This is a genomic window from Escherichia sp. E13S3 (assembly GCF_004212325.1).
In the GTDB taxonomy this organism is placed as follows: domain Bacteria; phylum Pseudomonadota; class Gammaproteobacteria; order Enterobacterales; family Enterobacteriaceae; genus Escherichia.
The window spans coordinates 138526-161500 of the sequence record NZ_RHJR01000017.1 but is presented as its reverse complement, the minus strand read 5'-3'; the positions used below and the strand labels follow the sequence as shown (position 1 = coordinate 161500).

Genomic DNA, 22975 nt, shown 5'->3' with positions numbered 1-22975 from the left:
AATCTTACTGACAACAGATAGTTACCCGTCATTATGCAATTTAATATCCCTACGTTGCTCACACTGTTCCGTGTCATCCTTATCCCATTCTTTGTATTGGTTTTTTATCTACCTGTTACCTGGTCGCCGTTTGCTGCCGCGCTCATTTTCTGCGTCGCGGCGGTGACTGACTGGTTCGATGGTTTTCTGGCGCGTCGCTGGAACCAGAGTACCCGTTTTGGTGCCTTCCTTGATCCAGTAGCAGACAAAGTGCTTGTCGCCATCGCCATGGTGCTGGTAACCGAGCATTATCATAGCTGGTGGGTGACCTTACCGGCGGCAACGATGATTGCCCGTGAAATTATCATTTCTGCTCTGCGTGAATGGATGGCTGAACTCGGTAAACGTAGCAGTGTGGCCGTATCCTGGATTGGTAAAGTCAAAACGACTGCCCAGATGGTCGCGCTGGCCTGGTTGCTGTGGCGCCCGAATATTTGGGTTGAGTACGCCGGTATTGCTCTTTTCTTTGTGGCTGCGGTGCTGACACTCTGGTCAATGTTGCAATATTTGAGCGCTGCTCGCGCAGATTTGCTTGATCAGTGATCGTTTCGACGCAAATTTCAGCAAACGATCAAAAGTGGTGAAAAATATCGTTGACTCAACGCGTCAGGTAAGTAGAATGCAACGCATCGAACGGCGGCACTGATTGCCAGACGATAATAAAATCAAGTGATTAGCTGATTGCTTGATGATTGCGGGAATAGCTCAGTTGGTAGAGCACGACCTTGCCAAGGTCGGGGTCGCGAGTTCGAGTCTCGTTTCCCGCTCCAGTTTAAAAGGCATCGGCATTAAGCGGGTGTCTGGCTGAAAAGCCTGAAGAATTTGGCGCGTTAACAAAGCGGTTATGTAGCGGATTGCAAATCCGTCTAGTCCGGTTCGACTCCGGAACGCGCCTCCAATTTTTCCCGAGCCCGGATGGTGGAATCGGTAGACACAAGGGATTTAAAATCCCTCGGCGTTCGCGCTGTGCGGGTTCAAGTCCCGCTCCGGGTACCATGGGAAAATAAGAATAAAATCAAAGCAATAAGCAGTGTCGTGAAACCACCTTCGGGTGGTTTTTTTGTATTTTCTTTTTCATTTCCGAAGATGCGTCCGAAGATCTCTGGACGCATCATCATTCATTTTCTCTGGCCACCAACTACGGGCACTACTTTAACTTTCCGGTCATAGGCAGCTGTCTGTCGTGGGTTCTTATGCCCGGAAATTGCTTGCTTCTCTTCCAGGCTGCCTTCCAGATCAGAGATACCTTTTGCTTTCAGATCATGAAATGTGAAGTCTATTTGCAGATGAGGATATTTTTCCTGTGCTGCCGCTTTGACATCACGCCAACGAGAATTAAAACCATCACGGGTGTACTTGCCTCCGGTAGTTCCATATAGCGCCGAATATGTTCAGGTTTGATTTTATCCGGGGCGATCTTCCCGAAGACAGGCAGAACTTTTCCGGAATATTTTGTGTAGTCTTTCCTGGTTTCAGCTGCCAAATTCAGTAAACCAATACACTCATACCAGACCTAAATAGCCTCGTCATCCAGCCTGAAAGTTATTGAGCAACGGTTAATAAGGGCGTTTTTTGTAGGTGTGCCAGTTGGTGGTTCTGAACTTCGGGTTTGCTACGTGACTGCATGTGTTGTCAGCAAATGCTTTAACTGGCCCTACAGCTCAGCAAAAGCTCAATTTTTTCATCAATGCCCAATTGGCGATGAGGATCACCAAAAATGACATATAACTTATATATACAGTACCAAATTCAAATTTCTCCCTATAAGATAGATCTCAATTCCGCGGATGTGGTTTACAAGGAAAGACGGTCAACATGCATCGCACTATTTCTGAGTTTTATCGCATTCCCCCTTTACTTATTCGGGCGCTAAAAAGCGGAGTCTCCTCCGTAGTGGAGTTTCATCTCAGCAGGGGATTGCCGAAAGATTCACGAGATTCTCTGGGAAATAGCCCATTGATGATCGCAGCCCAGAATGGTCATTTCGCTATTTGCGAAATGTTGTTGTGCGAGGGTGTCGATGTAGAACATCGAAACGACCTCGGGTTGTGTGCCAGTGACCTCGCGCAGGAGCAAACGTTGCGCGATCTGTTGGCCCGTTATCGACAATCTCCTTCGCCTGCCGGGCAGCAACCTGCAGGGGAGCCAGTTGAAATTGAAGCCAAAGCCGAATCAGATGTTGACGTTGAAACAGAGCCTCCCGAAACCGAAGCCGCAATGGATTTTATGCAATGGGATGCTGAAGTCGAATCGGAACCCGCCGAAGATAATCTGACATTACGACAAGCTTCCGCGAAGGCTCAGCAATTATTATCACACTATCGCCCGAAAGATGACTCTGCAGAGTGGAGCGATATCGAACTCACCCTCCCTGATCCACCGACACCAGTTTCTCACTCCCCGCAAAATTACCCTTGTCTCTCAACGTTGCTCACCGGCGCACTGGATACCGGTCGTGTCTCTGTGCGTGACATCCGGCATGCCGGGGAAGAGGATTTCGGTATGCCGTGGTCTGAATTCCGGCTCAGCGTAGAGGCATTGATTAGGGACTTACCGACGATTGTGGATGGCGATGATACTTTTCCGGAAAGTGACGCCTGTGGGGAATTAGCGGCGAGTGATGATCTCGAGCCCTGGTTTGACGCTTTCGGGGCATTGCGGCAGCCCGGTATATTTGAACGTTATCTTGTGGACATTCGGCAATGGGATGTTGTCGATAAAACAAAGGAAGAGCGATTCGGGCAGCGCATGGATACGGCGCTTATCAATTTGATGACGATCCTGGCGGGATTACCCGAAGCAGAATATCTTCAGTTGCTGCATCCGTATCGCCTTCCGCCGCCAGCGCCTGAGAAAACTGAAGAGGAAGACTACGAGGAAGAAGCGGATGAGGAGATCTCTTCCGCAGCCGATGACGATTACGATGACGCCATCAGCTTTAACGATCTGCTCTTTCTGCTTAGAAGTGGGAAAGCAGAAGAGTACCAGGATAATCATATCCCCCGCCCGGAGTACGCAGACCTGCAACAGATAGTCGAGCGCGCCCAAAAGCTCATCCCTGATGAATGCCTTAAAGTGAGTCTGTATGTCAGTAATTACAGAGACGCATGGGAGGGATTAATCCACGCCAATTTACGTCTTGTAGTCGCGATTGCGAAAAAACACTGCGGGCGAGGATTAGATATTGAGGACCTGATCCAGGAAGGTAATTTGGGTTTGATCAAGGCAGTTGAAAAATTCGACTATCGGCGTGGATTTAAATTCTCCACCTATGCCTCCTGGTGGATCCGCCAGAAAATCACCCGTGCGATTGCCGATCAGGCGCAGCTCATTCGTTTACCCGTTCACTTCTATGATCAATTCAGACGCTGGCGGAGCAGTCGGGATCAGCTGCTGCATCGCCAGGGGATAACGCCCCTCCTTAGACAGTTGCAGGAAATGACCGACCTGTCAGAGCGTCAACTTCTTCAGATGGCTAAATATGAAGAACAGACGGTGCTGATTGGTGATTTTCATGATGACGCCCAGGACCTGTCGGGAGACGTGCTGTTGACCAGAAGGGATTTCACCAGTGCTCCTGTTCAGTCTCTGGAGCTAAGAGAACATATTTCATCGGTTCTGGATACGCTGTTGCCACGCGAAGCACAGATCATAAAAATGCGTTTTGGTATCGGTATGACGCAAGATTTCACGCTGGAAGAGGTGGGTAAACAGTTTGATGTCACGCGAGAAAGGATACGTCAGATAGAAGCCAAAGCGCTCCGTAAGCTCCGCTATCACAGCCGGGCGTCGAAATTAGGCGGCTTTGTCGAACAATGGGAAACCGCGTTGAGCGAGATGCAGGAAGAAGAAGAATGACGACCATGCGCCATGCGCCACCGAATGCAGCTATTATGATCGAAGCGCTGCGGGGACTCGGTTACAACACCGCCACCGCACTGGCTGATATCATCGACAACAGTATTAGTGCCGGTGCTCGTAAGGTCGATCTGACCTTTCACTGGCGTGAGTCGGATAGCTATATCGTGGTTCGGGATAATGGTTGCGGCATGTCGGCCGCTGAACTGGATGTTGCGATGCGGCTGGGTGTCAAAAACCCGCTGACAAAGCGCCCGGGACACGATCTGGGCCGCTTCGGTCTTGGACTCAAAACCGCCTCCTTTTCGCAATGTCGCCGTCTGACTGTCTCCTCCAAAAAAGAGGGGATAACGACTGTCCTGCGGTGGGATCTGGACATTCTCGCCGCCAGTACGGACGACGGTTGGTATTTGCTTGAAGGTGCTGACCCAGGAAGTCAGGATGCGTTAGCAAATGCGGAACCTGACTCCCAGGGTACGCTAGTGCTGTGGGAAGTTTTAGACCGAATTGTCACACCCGGTTACGGTGAGAAAGATTTCCTCAATCTGATGGATGGCGTTGAACAACATCTGGCGATGGTATTTCACCGATTCCTTGAGGGGCACTCTCCCCGGCTCACTCTCACCCTTAATGGTCGCAAAATTAAAGCCTGGGATCCCTTTCTCAGCGGGCATCCTTCCAAGCCCTGGCATTCGCCTTTGGCAATGGCGCCAGGTGCTCCTGCCGTGAAGGTGGAGTGTCATGTTCTGCCGCATCAGGATCATCTGACGACGCAGGAGTATCAACAGGCTCAAGGACCGGCAGGATGGACGGCTCAGCAAGGATTCTATGTATATCGGAATGAGCGATTGCTGGTCGCGGGCAACTGGCTTGGACTCGGTAGCCCCCGGGCCTGGACGAAAGATGAAACCCACCGCCTTGCGCGGATCCGTCTGGATATCCCTAATGATGCCGACATAGACTGGAAGATTGATATTCGTAAGTCGATGGCGCGCCCGCCGGTTTCGCTGCGTCCCTGGTTATCCCAACTGGCGCAATCAACACGCGATCGTGCGGTAAGGACATTTGCAAAACGCGGGAAAATGAATAAGCGCAAGCCCGGGGAGGAACTCGTTCATCTCTGGCAAGCTCAGAAGACGCAATCCGGTGTTCGTTACCAGATTTCGTTACAACATCCTGTCATCAGCAATGTCCTTTCCCTGGCTGGTGAATTATCCCCACAAATTCAGGCCATGCTAAGACTGATTGAGGAAACCGTTCCTGTTCAGCAAATCTGGCTTGATACGGCTGAGACAAAAGAGACGCCGCGAACAGGCTTTGAAACCGCACCGCCCGCAGAGGTGTTGTCCGTATTGCAGGTCATGTACCAGACTATGGTTGGACAGCAGGCGATGTCACCAGCGCTGGCGAAACAGCACCTGCAAAATATGGAACCCTTCGATAATTATCCCGAATTAATTGCACAACTCCCCGACGATCAACATGAGAAATCGCTATGAGTCTTAATCCCCTGGATGACACGCAGCTGAGCGTATTGCAGATTGTGCAAACGTTCCTGCAAAGTCAGGATAAAAGCACGATCACGCCCGGTATTCTGCGCCAACATATTGATATGGTTTGTCAGATGAAACCTGAGTGGAGCAGCCTTGATAGCCGTGAGATTCTGGTCGAAGAGTTGATCCGCCGTTACAGCATCTGGATGGGGGAAGATTCTTCTCTGAGTAATGACGAAGGCCATCAACCCTGGTTGACCGCTGATGCGAAACGCGAATGGCGCTACTGGCATCGATATCGCCAGTGGCTTGGCAAAACGATGCCCTGGGGAGTCCTGGATACCCTGGACCGTTCAACGGATCGTGTTCTTGGATTACTTGAGCAACCGGGGCGGGAAGGGCGCTGGGACCGGCGTGGACTGGTGGTCGGCCATGTTCAGTCGGGGAAAACCAGCCACTATACCGGTCTAATCTGTAAAGCCGCGGATGCGGGATATAAGATAATCATTGTGCTCGCTGGTTTGCATAATAACCTTCGATCGCAGACCCAAATGCGTCTTGATGAAGGATTTCTTGGTTACGAGACAAGTCCACTCAGAGAAAAAGTGACCATCATTGGGGTGGGCGATATTGATAGCGATCCTGTCATTCGTCCCAATTATGTCACCAACCGATCTGAAAAGGGCGACTTCAGTGCCGGAGTGGCTAAGAATCTGGGAATCAGCCCCGAGCAACGGCCCTGGCTGTTCGTGGTAAAGAAAAATAAGTCTATTTTGAAACGTCTGCATACCTGGATTGAAAACCATGTAGCCACCAGCGTTGATCCCGTCACCGGAAAGCGTTTTGTTTCGGAATTACCGTTGCTGATGATTGATGATGAAGCGGATAACGCCTCAGTTGATACAGGGGAAATCGTCTACGATGACGATGGAAAACCGGATGCTGAACATCAGCCAACGGCAATCAATAGCCTGATTCGTAAGCTGTTGATGCAGTTCAGCCGAAAGGCGTATGTCGGCTATACCGCCACGCCCTTTGCCAATATTTTTATTCACGAGAGCAATGAAACGCGTGATGAAGGCCCGGATTTGTTCCCTTCCGCCTTTATCATTAATCTCGGCGCTCCCTCTAACTACATCGGCCCTGCGAGGGTATTTGGGCGGGCCGCCGCGGAAGGGCGGACCGGTGAACTGCCTTTGATCAGGCGGGTGAGCGATCATTGCAGCGATGACGGAAAAAGAGGGTGGATGCCGGTTTCTCATAAGAGCTCGCACTATCCCACACTGGATACGCTAACTCATTTCCCGGACTCGTTAAAACACGCCATCGATAGCTTTTTGCTGGCGTGCTGTGTCAGAGAATTACGTGGTCAGGGAGAAAAACACAGTTCGATGCTGGTCCATGTGACCCGCTTCAATAAAGTGCAATCGGTTGTTTATGAAAATATTGATGCCTACATTCAGGACGTGAGGCAGCGACTGACGCGAAAGATTGGACACGAACCTTTTTTACATCAGCTTGAGTCACTCTGGCAGGCCGATTTTTTGCCGACGAGTCAGGTGATCCGCGACGTTATGCCGCAGCAGTTTCCGGACGACGCCTTTGAGTGGCGGGAGATCGTCGACAAGCTATATACCGTGATCGAAAACGTGTCGGTAAGAATGATAAACGGAACGGCGAAGGATGCGCTTGATTATTCGGACAGTGCGACAGGTTTAAAAGTCATTGCGATTGGCGGAGACAAACTGGCTCGAGGGCTAACGCTTGAGGGATTATGCACCAGTTATTTTTTACGCGCCTCCCGCATGTATGACACGTTAATGCAGATGGGACGTTGGTTTGGTTATCGCCAGGGATATCTGGATGTATGCCGGCTTTATACCACCGATGAGCTGATTGAATGGTTTGAGCACATTGCGGATGCATCGGAAGAGCTGAGAGAAGAGTTTGACAATATGGTTGCCAGCGGCGGAACCCCACGTGATTTTGGGCTAAAAGTGAAATCACACCCGGTGTTAATGGTGACATCCCCCTTAAAAATGCGTAGCGCGCGCTCACTATGGCTCTCTTTCAGTGGCACGGTGGTCGAAACGATTTCGTTGTTTAAAGAGCCGGAGTACCACAAGCGTAACTATGCGGCCTTCCAGCATCTGACCGGGCGCGTCGGCGCTGGTGCGCCGATACCTGAGAGACGGCGCGGAGAGAAGATTGAAAAATGGAAAGGGGTCATTTGGCAAAACGTCTCTCCCGAGCCGATCATTGATTTCTTATCGGAATATGAAACCCACACTCAGGCCAGGAAGGCCAACAGCAAACTGCTGGCGGATTTCATTGTGCGGATGAATCGTGTCGATGAACTTACCCAATGGACGGTGGCGGTTATTGGGGGGGGCGTCGATCGTCATCATGATGTCTGTGGCTTCCCGGTCCCGCTTATGATGCGTAAAACGTCTGAGGGGGTCACTGACCGCTATTCCATTGGCCGTTTACTTTCCCCACGCGATGAAGGGATTGACTGCGATGAATCGACCTGGCTTGCCGCGCTGGCAGAAACGCGGCGTATTTTTCATGCTGATCCCGGACGCAATGAAGGGCGAGAGGAGCCCGTCATTCCTGGTGGCGTAGTACTGCGTCGGATTAAAGGATTTGGCATAAACGACATCCCGGCACAGCGTCAAAAAGGGCTACTGCTCATTTACTTACTGGACCCGCAACAGGCATTGTCGCCAGCGGAATATCAGGATGATGCCTTGCCTGTGGTGGCTTTTGGCATCAGTTTTCCGGGAAGTAGCAGTGGGGTAACGGTGGAGTACAAAGTGAACAACGTACTGTGGGAGCAAGAGTATGGTGCGGCTGAGTAAAGATGATCTGCTGGCGGCCTGGAAAGCCTTAGACCGATCTCAGATAGACGAACAGCACGGCGCTCAGGGCTGGCGCGGGATTCGGCTTTTTACACACCAGGGTTGTAACTTTCATGCCGGACGTCGTCAGCCTGATAATGAAGAAATGCTGATTGCCGTGTTTCCTCATCCTCTTTCGCCGGGGTCGACGGCGCTGCCGTCCTGTAAAGGATTTCGCGTTGAGATGACTGGAACAGAGGAGGGGCGGCAGAACGGTTTGATGATCCGTCGCCAGCAAACGGGGAATGCGGATGTTTTTACGACGATGATTCTGGATATTCTCCATTCGCTCCTGAACGTTTCTGAACCGCGTCTATTTGAAACCCTGCTTCGTCGGATTCGTTTATGGCAGGCGTTTATGGAACGCGATACCCGTCCACTCAGCCACGAAGAAGAAGTGGGGTTAATCGGGGAATTGACGTGTCTGGAGCGGTTGATCGAGAGCGGTCTTGCGTCGTCAACGGCAGTCGAAGCATGGGTAGGCCCGCAGCATGGCCTACAGGATTTTGAACTCGATGAACGCGCCATTGAGGTAAAAAGCACCACTGCAGAGCAGGGTTTTTGCGTAACCATCCACGCTCTGGAACAACTGGACTGGCAGCGACCTGGCTCGCTCATGTTATGCGGTTTGCGCTTCAGCGAGCATCCTACCGGCGCGACCCTGAATCACCTCATTCACCGTCTTCGTCAGCGGTTTGAGGGAAACGCTCCGGCGACCTGTCTTTTTGAGGGATCGCTTTGTCACGTCGGATATTTCACTGAACATGCTGAATTCTATACACGTCATTTCTTGCTGACAGAGGCGTTCGCACTCCCCATTGAAGCGGATTTTCCCTCTTTGACGCATGCCAATGTCCCGTTGCCGGTGGTGAGTGCGTGCTATCAACTCGAACTCCAGACACTTATTCCCCAGGCTCAAAATTTTAACCATTGCTTGTCAGACTTTGCAGGATTACCACATGGAACTTATTGATTTTTTACGTCAAACCCAGAATGAGATTCGCAAGGAATATCAGGATCAAATGGCGCAGCCTGGGGTAGAGTCGCCTTTTCCGGAGCTGATTTTTACCGATATTGTTATGCGTCATATGGCCGAGATCGGCATGACATTCGACGATGCTGAGACGTGTCACTTTATGGCGAAAGTCAGTGGACACAATGTGCGTCTCAGCGGTTATGCCTTCTCAGAAGATGGCGATCAACTTGACCTTTTTGTCAGTATTTATCACGGTAGCGACGAGCTTTGTCACGTCCCGGATGCTGAGACAAAAGCGATTGCCGGTCACTGCATTCAATTTTTGCAGAAGTGCGTTGACGGTAAATTATCATCCACGCTCGATCAATCCAATGATGCCTGGCAACTGGTGACGACCATCGAACAGTCGTATACGGAACTGGAGCAAATCAGAATCTATGTTCTGACTGATGGTCAGGTGAAAACCCGATGGTATCAGTCCCGAGACGTGGCCGGTAAAACTATTAAATTAGAGGTTATGGACATTGTCCGCCTGTTCAACCACTGGCAGGAGGGTAAGCCACGCGACGAACTGCAGGTTAATTTTGATGAGGTAGCGGGTGGCGCACTCCCCTGCGTCTGGATCCCGGATGAAATGGGTGAGTACGATTATGCGCTGACGGTGGTTCCGGGCGAGACGCTGCGATTTATCTATGAAAAATATGGCAACCGGATTCTGGAAGCGAACGTTCGCTCATTTTTGAGCCAGACGGGGAAAGTCAACAAGGGGATTCGCGACACTTTACGTGAGCAGCCTGAGCGTTTTATGGCTTATAACAACGGCATTGTGATTGTTGCTGATCAGGTCAGGCTTGGTGAAGCGCCGGGAGGTGGCCCCGGTATTGCGTGGATGCAGGGGATGCAGATTGTCAACGGTGGGCAGACTACGGCTTCCATGTTTTTCACCAAAAAGAAATTTCCGGCAACCAATCTGCGTAACGTGCGTGTACCCGCAAAAGTCATTGTGCTGAAACAGACGAATAATGCACAAGAGGAGATGCTAATTGCGGATATTTCGCGCTTCTCGAATAGCCAGAACAAAGTCAATATTTCCGATCTGTCAGCCAATCGACCGGTACATGTACAGCTGGAAAAAATGGCAAACACAGTGTATTGCCCGGACGGATACAGCCGTTGGTTTTACGAGCGAGCGAACGGCAGTTATAAGGTTATGCTGGAACGGGAAGGTAAAACACCCGCTGGAATCAAACGGCTAAAAGACGCGATACCTCCCTCTCGTCGAATAACGAAAACGGATTTCGCAAAATATCACTGTGCCTGGCTCCAGCGTCCGGATTTAGTCAGCCTTGGCGGACAGAAGAACTTTGCCGCATTAATGACGATGATCGACAAGGATACTGAGCGTTATGGGAATGAATTGAACATTGAGAGTTTTAAAAATTACATCGCGCAGGCCATTATTTATAAGAAAGCCTATAAGCTGATTAATTCACTTTTCCCAGCATTTAAGGCGAATATCGCCGCCTATACGGTGGCCGCCTATTCACATCTTTATGGCAACCAAACGGATCTGGCAGAGATCTGGAATCAACAAGGCATTGATAAAACGATGGGGAACCGCCTTGTCAGCTTAGCCTATCGGGTGAATAGTCTTCTGGCTGAATCCGCGAATGGCAGGATGATTTCGGAGTGGGCGAAGAAACCTGAATGCTGGGAGTATGTGCGCAGTAAAATCTATTTCTCCGTACTTGAAAAAATGGAAGATCACATGAGTAGTTAAATTGTCCACTGAGTTCATTATTGAAGCCCTGCGTGTGTATTATGGGTTGCTCGCTGCGGGGCTTTGTTGAATAAACCGAACTTTTTCTTAGTTGAAGACTCAGATTACACATCATCTTTCTTTAAAATATTCTCAGGCAGGAAACTGTTCTCCTGAGCTGTTCCTGTGCACAACATTATCCATGCCTATCTATTTACTGCCAGGCCAATTACAGTAAAGTAGAGGGGCAATTTCAGCAAAGTTTCGCAATGCACTGCTATATAACTCATAGAGTGTGCTTAGGGTTTAAAATCCCCTGGAAGCAGTGTCGTGAAACCACCTTCGGGTGGTTTTTTTGTGTCTGCAACTTGTCGTTACACCCTCTCTGATTTTTAATCTCCGGGTAATCCACTCGAAAAGTATCTCTATGCCAGACCGACATGTAATATAGGCGCTGGCGAGTCGAGATCCACAAGGAAAAGCGTATGAAAACTGGACCGTTAAACGAAAGTGAGTTGGAATGGCTGGATGATATCTTGACCAAATACAACACAGACCACGCCATCCTTGATGTGGCAGAGCTGGACGGTTTGTTGACGGCGGTGTTGAGTTCTCCGCAAGAAATTGAACCAGAACAGTGGCTGGTTGCTGTGTGGGGTGGGGCGGATTATGTGCCGCGCTGGGCGTCAGAGAAAGAGATGACGCGCTTTATGAACCTGGCGTTTCAACATATGGCCGATACTGCAGAGCGCCTCAATGAGTTTCCTGAACAGTTTGAACCGTTATTTGGTCTACGAGAAGTTGACGGTAGGGAGCTGACGATTGTCGAAGAGTGGTGCTTTGGCTATATGCGTGGCGTTGCGCTTTCTGACTGGTCAGCATTGCCTGACTCATTAAAACCGGCGCTTGAAGCGATTGCGCTGCATGGTTCTGAGGAAAACTTCGAGCGCGTAGAGAAGATGTCGCCAGAAGCGTTTGAAGAAAGCGTGGATGCCATTCGACTGGCGGCGCTTGATTTGCATGCTTACTGGATGACGCATCCTCAGGAAAAAGCTGTTCAGCAACCGATTAAAGCTGAAGAAAAACCTGGTCGTAACGACCCTTGCCCATGTGGTAGTGGCAAGAAATATAAGCAGTGCTGCCTGCATTAAGAGGCTATATTGGGTGTCAGAATTAACTCTGGCACCCATGTTTTAAGGATGCGGACAAAAATCTGGACTATGTCCATATACACGGCAAAGCGTTTATCCCACTTCTGGCAACAATCCTGCCGCAATCAAAAATTGCACACCAATCACACCAATGCCACAGATAAACACCAACACCAGTGCGGGACGTCCACCTTTCACCCGATAGCTTGCTTGTGGATTATGCTTCCTGCTCTGCCAGGTCAGCAGTGAAGGAATTATCAACGCCAGTACTGCCAGCGCTACGCCAGCATACCCGAGCGCCATTACAAAACCACGTGGATAAAACAGCGCAAACGCCAGTGGCGGCAGAAAGGTAATTACACCGGTTTGCAGTCTTCCACCAACGGTATTGGAACGCTGAAACAAATCCGCCAGATAATCAAATAAGCCTAACGCTACGCCCAGAAAAGATGTGGCGAGGGCTAAATCAGCGAATAAATGCACTGCCAACTCGACATGCGGCGAGGCCACCACTTCGCGTAATGCCTGTAACAGCCCATTTAATCCAGCATGATTCGCCAGCAGTCCCATAAAGGTTGTTGAATCAATGCTGCCCAGAGTCGCCAGTTGCCAGAAAATATATGCCACCAGAGGGATCGCGCTACCGGTAATAAACACCCAGCGCAATTTACGAATGTTGCCATCCATATAGCTGACGATGCTCGGTACGCTACCGTGAAAACCAAACGAGGTAAAAATCACCGGAATTGCAGACAATGCCAGACCCTGTTGCAGTGGCAGCGTTAGCAGATTGATATTATGAATATGTGGTAGCAGCAATACCAGCATTAGCACCAGGAAAATAATCTTGGCGCTGAACAAAAAACGGTTAAACAAATCGACCAGCGACGTCCCAACACAAACCACACCACCGGCAACAAAAGTAAACAACAGCACACCAGCGGTTGTGGTCATTGAAATGCCTGTCCAGTCGCTGATGCTGGAGGCGAGCAATTCACCGGCACCGCTGATATATGCTGCGGTCAGGGCATACATTAAAAACATCATACTGAAGCCGGTCAGCCACTGACCGTAGCGGCCCAGATAGCGTTTTGCCAGCGTACCTAAGCCGGTATCTGCAGGGACATGCTGATACACTTCCAGCAGTAACAGCGCGGTGTAACACATCAAGGCCCACAGGCCAATTAACAATGTCAGAGTGACGGTAAAACCGACGCCAGCCGCTGCCAGCGGCATTGCCAGCATACCTGCGCCAATTGTGGTTCCCGCCACGATAAAAACACTTCCCAGAGTTCTGTTTTTCACGCTTTCTTCTGTCCTGACGATCTTTATGAGTGATATCTGCGGCGCAGGTTAAGGCATTATCCAAACTTCGTCAAATCGACGTTACATCTAGTGTAAATAAAAATGTACGATAAATGCATTCAGAACTGAGCTGGCGCAAAGCCATAAGGCGCGGGGATCGTTACGCTATGCTTTTCTTGAGGAGGAACGATGGAATCGATTCACGGTCATGAAGTGTTAAATATGATGATTGAATCAGGTGAGCAATATACGCACGCCAGCCTGGAAGCGGCGATCAAAGCGCGTTTTGGTGATCAGACACGTTTTCATACTTGCTCGGCTGAAGGGATGACTGCGGGAGAGTTGGTGGCTTTTCTGGCGGCAAAAGGCAAATTTATTCCCTGTGAAGAGGGGTTCTCAACCGATAAAAGTAAGATTTGTCGTCACTAATCTGAAACGGCGGCAGAAAATCTGCCGCCAGAGAAGATTAGTTTTGTGCGTCGAGGGTAGAGAGTTCTTTATCGATGAAATAAAGTCCTTCGCCGCTTTTCCCCGCCAGGCTCAATTTATCAATAATAGATTTGAACAATTTCTCTTCTTCGTGTTGTTCAGATACATACCATTGCAGGAAATTGAACGTTGGGTAGTCCTGATTGGTCATTGCAGCATGAGCCAGTTCGTTAATTTTTTGCGTAATTAATTGTTCGTGTTTATAGGTTTCCTGGAATAATTCATCAAGTGAAGAATATTCAGCAAACGGTGATTCAACGGTATTAATTCGCGGTAAATTTCCGGTATCGGTCAGGTAATCAAACAGACGCTGCATATGCGTCATCTCTTCCTGGGCGTGGCGACGCAGAAACGCGGCAGCACCTTCGAAGGTGTGATAGCTGCACCATGCGCTCATTTGCTGATAAAGCAGTGAAGAGTAGAGTTCCAGGTTCATCTGCTCATTAAGTTTTTCAATCATTTCTGGTTTCAGCATGATAGTGCTCCACAAAGGTTATATTTGTTGCTGTGGCGCCACTATAATTTGTTATTTTATTATTTGCAAAAGGTAAAATATTAAATTCAATTATTAAAAATGCGAATGTGAATAAAACGCATTAACGCTATTTGTGATGTTAATTAACCAGCGAAGCCTCCCTCGCTGATTAAAATCTTTATTGATAAGCCGAGGGTGTTAAGTATCGGCACTGATACGATAGTGTAAATTGCGTATTCAGACATAATGATCCCGCAAACAAACTACAGTTACTTACAGGTTGCCCAAACGCAAAGGCGCGGTTAAATCCAACCTGCTGACATGCGCGGTTCGCGATTCCCTGATCGAGATAGTTGTCAGTGCGGGCGTGTTGTAAAAAAGCCTGATTATAAACGAGGCGTACAATGCCACTCGTGGCGTCAACATCGCTCAGGTGAGCCTGACGAGTTACGGTACAGCCCGCTACTGTTAAAAGTGAAAAAACAATTATCAGATGTTTCATGTCACAGCCTGAAGAGGGAGAAGAAACAGGTATTGTACTTGTGGACACAGCCAGGCTATGGACAGAAAAGACGACGGATTAGCGCTATTCCTTGCTTTCTGCAGAATGTACACGCCTTGTGGTTATCATTTACGTAACATCAAAGTGGTATTTATGTGATTTGTATCACATAAAGATTGATTTTTGTGATGGGTGTCATATTATAAGCAGCAAGAACAATAACATCTGCATAACAAATAATCGGAGTGGCGCGATGAAACTGCGTAAGATCCTGAAAAGCATGTTCAATAATTATTGCAAGACGTTCAAAGACGTACCGCCTGGCAATATGTTCAGATAACAAAAAAACCTGCTTCGGCAGGTTTTTTTGTACCCTGATGCGGGCTGATGTGACTATCGTTGAGGAAGGGAAGCCGCTACTATAACGGCTTTCAAAATGCTATCAGGAGTTTAGGATGTCCCAGCCGCTGAATGCCGATCAGGAACTGGTTTCTGATGTTGTTGCTTGCCAGTTGGTGATCAAACAAATTCTCGACGTGCTCGATGTGATCGCGCCTGTTGAGGTACGTGAAAAAAGGTCCAGCCAGCTGAAGAATATTGATTTTACTCACCATCCGGCTGCTGCTGACCCAGTCACTATGCGCGCTATTCAAAAAGCCATCGCGTTGATTGAGCTAAAGTTCACCCCACCAAACGAATCCCATTAAAAAAACCGCTGCCTCAGTAATGTGAGGCAGCGGTTTTCACCACTTTTTTGTATTCGGCGCATCTTTTTATGCGCCGATTTTATTAATGTATCTGATGCGACACGACATTCAGAACATGCTGGTCGGTCTGGACAGGGCACATACCGGCCAGTTTCGCACTGCGTACTTCATCAAGAATGGTTTGCAGTAAGAGGCCATCGTGCTGCTGTTCTTTTTCCAGATCGCGCAGAAAATCGACAGTAGAATCATCATTCAATTCTTTAGCTTCATTTGCTAATTGCGCCAGCGTGCTTGAACGCTGCTCATATTCTTCCAACGTTTTTTGGAAGAGTTCTTCCAGAGAGTTCAGTTTTTCTCCAGGTACATCAATGGCTTTAACGATGGGCGTCGCTCCGACACTTTTCATGAAGTTAAACATGCGCATCATTTGAGTCACGTTACTTTGTGCCTGGGAGCGAAGAAAAGTCGCGGTGCCATTCAGACTTTGTTCAGAACACCAGTTGCTCAGGTGAAGGTAGAGATTGGATGCATAAAACTCGCGGTTCATTTGGGTGTTGAGTTTGAGAAGCATTCCAGTGGTTGCCATACCTAATATCCTTATATCCAGAAGACGAGAGGTGCAAGATAAATCAAAACACCGTAATTACTGTTTGCAGAATAATTCCTTTCTGCGGGTCCGAAATGTGATCCTGGAGTCAATTCTGACGATGATCTGAAATAAGCATAACGTCTGAAGCATTATAAGAAAATCCTTAAATCACCAAGTTTATATTTTTTTACATTTCATTGATTAGGGTTATTGATTTGCAATAACTCTCAATGTTGTGAATTTCTGGATGTTATTGATATTAAATGAATTTATCAATTTCATGATGCTGTTCTTATATTTTCAGTTATTTTTTCAGTTTTGCGATGATGCTCGCATTATGGATTTATCCTTCATTAATGAAGGTGGTGATAATTAACAGCGAAAGGAATTTTGTCTGGAGTTTTTATTCTTCTTACATCATTCACCATTCAGCTGTAATGAGCAGCTTCTTGCCCGAGCAAATTAGATTAAAAAGAAGACACGCCAGAGCTATCAAATGATGCCACAAGGATTTCCAGGCTAATCTTATGGACTAATCTGCTAAGTCATTTCTCATTTGTCATACAATTGACGTCTTCCGTATGTCTTTTATTGCTAAATTCATGCACGTTCTCACTGTAATTCTGCGGTGTGATATTGCTCTCCTATGGAGAATTAATTTCTCGCTAAAACTATGCCAACACAGTCACTTATCTTTTCGCCAAAGGTAATGCTTTGTTTTCCGATTGAATTAACAAAAGTTCTTAGGTTTTGCCCTACACAAAATGATGCTAAAGCTGGAGATAACCATGCACAAATTTACTAAAGCTCTTGCAGCCATCGGTCTGGCTGCCGTTATGTCACAATCCGCTATGGCGGAAAATTTGAAACTCGGTTTCCTGGTGAAGCAACCAGAAGAACCGTGGTTTCAGACTGAATGGAAGTTTGCCGATAAAGCCGGGAAAGATTTAGGCTTTGAAGTTATTAAGATAGCCGTACCTGATGGCGAAAAAACACTGAACGCTATTGATAGCCTGGCAGCCAGTGGCGCGAAAGGTTTTGTTATCTGTACTCCGGACCCGAAATTGGGTGCAGCCATCGTGGCGAAAGCGCGTGGCTACGATATGAAAGTTATTGCCGTGGATGATCAGTTTGTTAATGCCAAAGGTAAGCCGGTTGATACCGTTCCATTGGTGATGATGGCGGCGACGAAAATTGGCGAACGTCAGGGCCAGGAACTGTATAAAGAGATGCAGAAACGTGGCTGGGATGTGAAAGAAAGCGCCGTAATGGCGATTACTGCCAACGAACTGGATACCGCCCGTCGTCGTACCACCGGTTCTATGGATGCGCTGAAAGCCGCCGGATTCCCGGAAAAACAAATCTATCAGGTTCCTACCAAATCTAACGATATTCCGGGGGCGTTTGACGCCGCCAACTCAATGTTGGTTCAGCATCCTGAAGTTAAACACTGGTTGATCGTCGGTATGAACGACAGCACCGTGCTGGGTGGCGTACGCGCGACGGAAGGTCAGGGCTTTAAAGCAGCTGATATTATCGGTATCGGTATTAACGGTGTGGATGCGGTGAGCGAACTGTCAAAGGCACAGGCTACGGGTTTCTATGGTTCACTGCTACCAAGTCCGGACGTTCATGGCTATAAATCCAGCGAAATGCTTTACAACTGGGTAGCAAAAGACGTTGAACCGCCAAAATTCACTGAAGTTACCGACGTGGTGCTGATCACGCGTGACAACTTTAAAGAAGAACTGGAGAAAAAAGGTTTAGGCGGTAAGTAATCTGCCGGAAAAATTCCCCTCTGCGTTATGCAGAGGGGGTGTAAAACGACCAGTGATTCACGGAGACGTTATGCAACAGTCTACCCCGTATCTCTCATTTCGCGGCATTGGTAAAACCTTTCCAGGCGTCAAGGCGCTTACGGATATCAGTTTTGACTGTTATGCCGGTCAGGTTCATGCATTGATGGGTGAAAATGGCGCCGGAAAATCAACACTTTTAAAAATCCTTAGTGGAAACTATGCGCCAACCACGGGTTCTGTAGTGATTAATGGGCAGGAAATGTCCTTTTCCGATACCACCGCAGCACTGAATGCGGGTGTCGCGATTATTTACCAGGAACTGCATCTCGTGCCGGAAATGACCGTCGCGGAAAACATCTATCTCGGCCAGCTTCCTCATAAAGGCGGCATCGTGAACCGTTCACTGCTGAATTATGAAGCTGGGATACAGCTCAAACATCTGGGTATGGATATTGACCCGGATACACCGCTGAAATATCTCTCCATTGGGCAATGGCAGATGGTTGAAATTGCCAAAGCTCTGGCACGTAACGCCAAAATTATCGCTTTTGATGAACCAACCAGCTCCTTATCCGCGCGTGAAATAGACAATCTGTTTCGCGTCATTCGTGAACTGCGAAAAGAGGGACGGGTGATCTTATACGTTTCTCACCGTATGGAAGAAATTTTTGCGCTCAGCGATGCCATCACTGTCTTTAAAGATGGTCGTTACGTCAAAACCTTTACCGACATGCAGCAGGTAGATCATGACTCGCTGGTACAGGCAATGGTTGGTCGCGACATCGGCGATATCTACGGCTGGCAACCGCGCAGCTACGGCGAGGAGCGGTTGCGTCTGGATGCGGTAAAGGCACCAGGCGTGCGTACGCCAATAAGCCTGGCTGTTCGCAGTGGCGAAATCGTCGGTCTGTTTGGTCTGGTGGGGGCAGGGCGCAGCGAATTAATGAAAGGCATGTTTGGCGGTACGCAAATTACCGCTGGTCAGGTTTATATCGACCAACAGCCGATCGATATCCGTAAACCGGGCCACGCCATTGCCGCGGGCATGATGCTCTGCCCGGAAGATCGCAAAGCGGAGGGCATTATTCCAGTGCATTCGGTGCGCGACAATATCAACATCAGCGCTCGTCGCAAACATGTGCACGGCGGGTGCGTGATCAACAACGGCTGGGAAGCCAATAATGCCGATCACCACATTCGTTCTCTCAACATCAAAACACCAGGTGCAGAGCAATTGATCATGAATCTTTCCGGGGGTAATCAGCAAAAAGCCATTTTGGGGCGCTGGTTATCCGAAGAGATGAAAGTCATTTTGCTTGATGAACCTACTCGCGGCATCGATGTGGGGGCTAAACATGAAATTTATAACGTGATTTATGCGCTGGCCGCGCAGGGCGTGGCGGTACTGTTTGCCTCCAGTGACCTGCCCGAAGTCCTTGGTGTCGCCGACCGCATCGTAGTTATGCGGGAAGGTGAAATCGCCGGTGAATTGCTACACGAGCAGGCAGATGAGCGTCAGGCACTAAGCCTTGCTATGCCTAAAGTCAGCCAGGCAGTTGCCTGAGTAAGGAGAATAAGATGTCTTCTGTTTCTACATCGGGTTCTGGCGCACCTAAGTCGTCATTCAGCCTCGGGCGTATCTGGGATCAGTACGGTATGCTGGTGGTGTTCGCAGTGCTTTTTATCGCCTGTGCCATCTTCGTGCCGAACTTTGCCACCTTTATTAATATGAAAGGGCTGGGACTGGCAATCTCCATGTCGGGGATGGTGGCTTGCGGTATGTTGTTTTGCCTGGCCTCAGGTGACTTTGACCTTTCTGTTGCCTCGGTGATTGCCTGCGCAGGCGTAACCACTGCGGTGGTTATTAACCTGACCGAAAGTTTGTGGATTGGCGTGGCGGCAGGTCTACTGCTGGGCGTTCTCTGCGGCCTGGTGAATGGCTTTGTTATCGCTAAATTGAAAATCAACGCCCTGATTACCACGCTGGCGACGATGCAGATTGTCCGTGGTCTGGCGTATATTATCTCTGACGGTAAAGCGGTGGGCATCGAAGATGAAAGCTTTTTTGCACTCGGTTATGCCAACTGGTTCGGCCTGCCTGCGCCAATCTGGCTCACTGTGGCTTGCCTGGTCGTTTTTGGTTTGCTGCTGAACAAAACCACTTTTGGTCGTAATACATTGGCAATTGGCGGTAACGAAGAGGCGGCACGTCTCGCGGGTGTACCGGTGGTCCGTACCAAAATTATTATCTTCGTTCTCTCTGGTCTGGTATCGGCGATTGCCGGGATCATTCTGGCTTCTCGTATGACCAGCGGCCAGCCAATGACGTCTATTGGTTATGAGCTGATTGTTATCTCTGCCTGCGTTTTAGGTGGCGTTTCTCTGAAAGGCGGCATCGGAAAAATCTCATATGTAGTGGCGGGTATCTTAATTTTAGGCACCGTGGAAAACGCCATGAACCTGCTTAATATTTCTCCGTTTGCACAGTATGTTGTCCGTGGCTTAATCCTGCTGGCTGCGGTGATCTTCGACCGTTATAAGCAAAAAGCGAAACGCACTGTTTAATGGTTTATCCGACCATTATTTAGTTCAAAAATCCTCCACAGCCAACCGCCACAACGGTTGGCTGTTCTTTTTGCCAATGGCGAGCCTCGTCACACTGTCTATACTTACATGTCTGTAAAGCGCGTTCTGCGCGAACAATAAAAAGATAAGGAGGAGTACCGGGTGACAGAACCGTTAACCGAACCCCCTGAACTATCCGCGAATTATGCCTGGTTTTTTGATCTCGATGGAACGCTGGCGGAAATCAAACCGCATCCCGATCAGGTCGTCGTACCTGAAAATATTCTGCAAGGACTCCAGCTGCTGGCAACCGCAAGTGATGGTGCATTGGCATTGATATCAGGGCGCTCAATGGTAGAGCTTGACGCTCTGGCGAAACCTTATCGCTTCCCGTTAGCGGGTGTGCATGGGGCGGAGCGCCGTGACATCAATGGTAAAACGCATATTGTTCATTTGCCGGAAGCGATTGCCCGGGATATTAGCGTTCAACTGCATACGGCTATCGCCAGGCTTCCCGGTGTAGAGGTTGAGGCTAAAGGGATGGCGTTTGCGCTGCATTATCGTCAGGCACCGCAGCATGAGGACGCCTTGTTGACATTAGCGCAACGCATTACCCAGATTTGGCCGCAAATGGCGTTACAACAGGGAAAGTGTGTCGTTGAGATAAAACCAAGAGGTACCAGCAAAGGGGACGCGATTGCCGCATTTATGCAGGAAGTTCCCTTTATTGGCCGCAAGCCTATTTTTTTAGGCGATGACTTAACCGATGAGTCTGGTTTCTCGGTCGTTAACAGGCTGGGCGGAATGTCAGTGAAAATTGGCACAGGCGCAACTCAGGCATCATGGCGGCTGGCGGGCGTGCCGGATGTCTGGCGCTGGCTTGAAATGATAACCAACGCATTACAACAACTAAAAAGAGACAATAACAGGAGTGATGACTATGAGCCGTTTAGTCGTAGTATCTAACCGGATTGCACCACCAGACGAGCACGCCGCCAGTGCCGGTGGTCTTGCTGTCGGTATACTGGGGGCGCTGAAAGCCGCAGGTGGACTGTGGTTTGGCTGGAGTGGCGAAACAGGGAATGAGGATCAGCCGCTAAAAAAGGTGAAAAAAGGAAATATCACCTGGGCCTCTTTTAACCTCAGTGAAAAGGATCTCGACGAATACTACAACCAATTCTCCAATGCTGTTCTCTGGCCCGCATTTCATTATCGACTCGATCTGGTGCAATTTCAGCGTTCCGCCTGGGAAGGCTATTTACGCGTGAATGCATTGCTGGCAGATAAATTACTGCCATTGCTGGAAGACGATGACATTATTTGGATCCACGATTATCACCTGTTGCCATTTGCGCATGAACTCCGTAAACGTGGCGTGAATAATCGTATTGGTTTCTTCCTGCATATTCCTTTCCCGACGCCGGAAATTTTCAACGCGCTGCCGACTTATAACACGTTGCTTGAACAGCTTTGTGATTATGATTTGCTGGGGTTTCAGACAGAAAACGATCGCCTGGCGTTTCTGGATTGCCTTTCCAACCTGACGCGCGTCACGACGCGTAGTTCGCGCAATCATACGGCCTGGGGCAAGGCATTTCGCACCGAAGTTTACCCTATTGGTATTGAACCGGATGAAATAGCCAAACAGGCTGCCGGACCGCTGCCGGCCAAACTGGCGCAATTAAAAGCGGAGCTGAAAAGCGTACAAAATATCTTTTCTGTCGAACGACTGGATTATTCCAAAGGTCTGCCTGAGCGTTTTCTCGCCTATGAAGCCTTGCTGGAAAAATATCCGCAACATCATGGCAAAATACGTTATACCCAGATAGCGCCAACCTCGCGTGGTGATGTGCAGGCGTATCAGGATATTCGTCATCAGCTGGAAAATGAAGCCGGGAGAATTAACGGAAAATATGGGCAATTAGGCTGGACACCGCTTTATTATCTGAACCAGCATTTCGACCGTAAATTACTGATGAAAATCTTCCGCTATTCCGATGTCGGATTAGTGACGCCGCTGCGTGACGGGATGAATCTGGTGGCGAAAGAATATGTCGCCGCCCAGGATCCTGCCAATCCCGGCGTATTGGTACTTTCACAATTTGCGGGGGCGGCGAATGAACTGACGTCAGCGTTAATCGTTAACCCATACGATCGTGATGAAGTCGCGGCGGCGTTGAATCGGGCATTGACTATGTCGCTGGCAGAACGTATTTCCCGTCATGCAGAAATGTTGGAAATTATCGTGAAAAACGATATTAACCACTGGCAGGAGTGCTTTATTAGCGACCTAAAGCTGATAGTTCCGCGCAGCGCGGAAAGCCAGCAGCGCGATAAAGTTGCGACCTTTCCAAAGCTGGCGTAATTG

General features: G+C 48.9%; 19 protein-coding genes, 3 tRNA genes and 1 pseudogene. 18 read left to right on the top strand and 5 right to left on the bottom strand.

The window, feature by feature from the left end; genetic code table 11:
- The first annotated feature begins 33 nt into the window (after positions 1–33).
- The 4 genes from pgsA to D9597_RS17070 all read left to right on the top strand — a co-directional run bounded on the left by pgsA (position 34) and on the right by D9597_RS17070 (position 1035).
- A complete protein-coding gene (pgsA, locus tag D9597_RS17085) occupies positions 34–582 on the top strand; it encodes a CDP-diacylglycerol--glycerol-3-phosphate 3-phosphatidyltransferase (protein WP_001160187.1) in 549 nt (182 codons plus the stop codon).
- A 151-nt stretch (positions 583–733) separates the two neighbouring features.
- Positions 734–809, top strand: a tRNA-Gly gene (locus tag D9597_RS17080).
- Positions 810–863: 54 nt separating this feature from the next.
- Positions 864–937: transfer RNA gene (locus D9597_RS17075), tRNA-Cys, on the top strand.
- Between the two features lie 11 nt (positions 938–948).
- Positions 949–1035 (top strand) — tRNA-Leu (locus tag D9597_RS17070).
- 122 nt (positions 1036–1157) lie between these two features.
- Here D9597_RS17070 and D9597_RS23345 read toward each other — a convergent pair.
- Positions 1158–1528, bottom strand: a pseudogene (locus D9597_RS23345) (hypothetical protein); the annotation flags it as partial.
- Between the two features lie 326 nt (positions 1529–1854).
- On the opposite strand from D9597_RS23345, the gene mzaA reads away from it, so the two are divergent.
- From mzaA to yecA, 6 genes are all read left to right on the top strand, one after another.
- Positions 1855–3897 carry an MZA anti-phage system associated sigma-70 family RNA polymerase sigma factor MzaA gene (gene mzaA / locus D9597_RS17060; protein ID WP_130223589.1) on the top strand — a complete coding sequence of 681 codons (2043 nt, stop codon included), beginning with the start codon at positions 1855–1857 and terminating at the stop codon, positions 3895–3897.
- Positions 3894–5396: an MZA anti-phage system associated ATPase MzaB gene (gene mzaB / locus D9597_RS17055; RefSeq protein WP_130223587.1), complete on the top strand. Its 1503-nt coding sequence runs from the start codon at positions 3894–3896 to the stop codon at positions 5394–5396. Before mzaA ends, mzaB begins: the two co-directional genes overlap by 4 nt.
- Positions 5393–8251, top strand: a complete 2859-nt coding sequence (gene mzaC, locus D9597_RS17050) for an MZA anti-phage system associated Z1 domain-containing protein MzaC (RefSeq protein WP_130223585.1) — start codon at positions 5393–5395, stop codon at positions 8249–8251. Before mzaB ends, mzaC begins: the two co-directional genes overlap by 4 nt.
- Positions 8235–9263, top strand: coding sequence for an MZA anti-phage system associated PD-(D/E)XK motif protein MzaD (gene mzaD, locus D9597_RS17045; RefSeq protein ID WP_130223583.1), 1029 nt, complete (start codon positions 8235–8237; stop codon positions 9261–9263). The genes mzaC and mzaD overlap by 17 nt, the downstream gene beginning before the upstream one ends.
- Positions 9250–11046 (top strand): MZA anti-phage system associated AIPR family protein MzaE, encoded by a 1797-nt coding sequence (mzaE, locus tag D9597_RS17040; protein WP_130223581.1) that lies wholly within the window; start codon positions 9250–9252, stop codon positions 11044–11046. The genes mzaD and mzaE overlap by 14 nt, the downstream gene beginning before the upstream one ends.
- Positions 11047–11510: 464 nt before the next feature.
- Positions 11511–12176, top strand: a complete 666-nt coding sequence (gene yecA, locus D9597_RS17035) for a UPF0149 family protein YecA (RefSeq protein ID WP_130223579.1) — start codon at positions 11511–11513, stop codon at positions 12174–12176.
- A gap of 93 nt (positions 12177–12269) precedes the next feature.
- Here the strand turns inward: yecA and tyrP are convergent, their stop codons facing one another.
- A complete protein-coding gene (gene tyrP, locus D9597_RS17030; RefSeq protein WP_130223577.1) occupies positions 12270–13481 on the bottom strand; it encodes a tyrosine transporter TyrP in 1212 nt (403 codons plus the stop codon).
- A 189-nt stretch (positions 13482–13670) separates the two neighbouring features.
- On the opposite strand from tyrP, the gene D9597_RS17025 reads away from it, so the two are divergent.
- On the top strand, positions 13671–13910 hold the full coding sequence (locus D9597_RS17025) for a YecH family metal-binding protein (RefSeq protein WP_064529312.1): 240 nt from the start codon (positions 13671–13673) through the stop codon (positions 13908–13910).
- 37 nt (positions 13911–13947) lie between these two features.
- On the opposite strand, the gene ftnA is transcribed toward D9597_RS17025, so the two are convergent.
- Both ftnA and yecR read right to left on the bottom strand, forming a co-directional pair.
- Positions 13948–14445 (bottom strand): non-heme ferritin, encoded by a 498-nt coding sequence (gene ftnA / locus D9597_RS17020; protein WP_000917207.1) that lies wholly within the window; start codon positions 14443–14445, stop codon positions 13948–13950.
- 178 nt (positions 14446–14623) lie between these two features.
- Positions 14624–14947 carry a YecR family lipoprotein gene (gene yecR / locus D9597_RS17015; protein WP_130223575.1) on the bottom strand — a complete coding sequence of 108 codons (324 nt, stop codon included), beginning with the start codon at positions 14945–14947 and terminating at the stop codon, positions 14624–14626.
- Positions 14948–15200: 253 nt separating this feature from the next.
- Between yecR and azuC the strand changes: the two genes are divergently transcribed.
- Positions 15201–15287 (top strand): stress response protein AzuC, encoded by an 87-nt coding sequence (gene azuC / locus D9597_RS17010; RefSeq protein WP_010723106.1) that lies wholly within the window; start codon positions 15201–15203, stop codon positions 15285–15287.
- 115 nt (positions 15288–15402) lie between these two features.
- Positions 15403–15654, top strand: coding sequence for a DUF2766 family protein YecJ (gene yecJ, locus D9597_RS17005; RefSeq protein WP_130223573.1), 252 nt, complete (start codon positions 15403–15405; stop codon positions 15652–15654).
- An 82-nt stretch (positions 15655–15736) separates the two neighbouring features.
- Here yecJ and D9597_RS17000 read toward each other — a convergent pair whose 3' ends face one another.
- Positions 15737–16240 (bottom strand): non-heme ferritin-like protein, encoded by a 504-nt coding sequence (locus D9597_RS17000; protein WP_130208543.1) that lies wholly within the window; start codon positions 16238–16240, stop codon positions 15737–15739.
- A 791-nt stretch (positions 16241–17031) separates the two neighbouring features.
- On the opposite strand from D9597_RS17000, the gene araF reads away from it, so the two are divergent.
- From araF to otsA, 5 genes are all read left to right on the top strand, one after another.
- On the top strand, positions 17032–18021 hold the full coding sequence (gene araF / locus D9597_RS16995; RefSeq protein WP_130208541.1) for an arabinose ABC transporter substrate-binding protein AraF: 990 nt from the start codon (positions 17032–17034) through the stop codon (positions 18019–18021).
- Positions 18022–18091: 70 nt separating this feature from the next.
- Positions 18092–19606 (top strand): arabinose ABC transporter ATP-binding protein AraG, encoded by a 1515-nt coding sequence (araG, locus tag D9597_RS16990; protein ID WP_130218664.1) that lies wholly within the window; start codon positions 18092–18094, stop codon positions 19604–19606.
- A gap of 14 nt (positions 19607–19620) precedes the next feature.
- The gene (gene araH / locus D9597_RS16985) at positions 19621–20607 is read left to right on the top strand and encodes an arabinose ABC transporter permease AraH (RefSeq protein WP_130208537.1); all 987 of its coding nucleotides are present in this window, start codon (positions 19621–19623) and stop codon (positions 20605–20607) included.
- Positions 20608–20769: 162 nt separating this feature from the next.
- Positions 20770–21573, top strand: coding sequence for a trehalose-phosphatase (gene otsB / locus D9597_RS16980; RefSeq protein ID WP_130208535.1), 804 nt, complete (start codon positions 20770–20772; stop codon positions 21571–21573).
- On the top strand, positions 21548–22972 hold the full coding sequence (gene otsA, locus D9597_RS16975) for an alpha,alpha-trehalose-phosphate synthase (protein WP_130218668.1): 1425 nt from the start codon (positions 21548–21550) through the stop codon (positions 22970–22972). Before otsB ends, otsA begins: the two co-directional genes overlap by 26 nt.
- Positions 22973–22975: the final 3 nt, after the last annotated feature.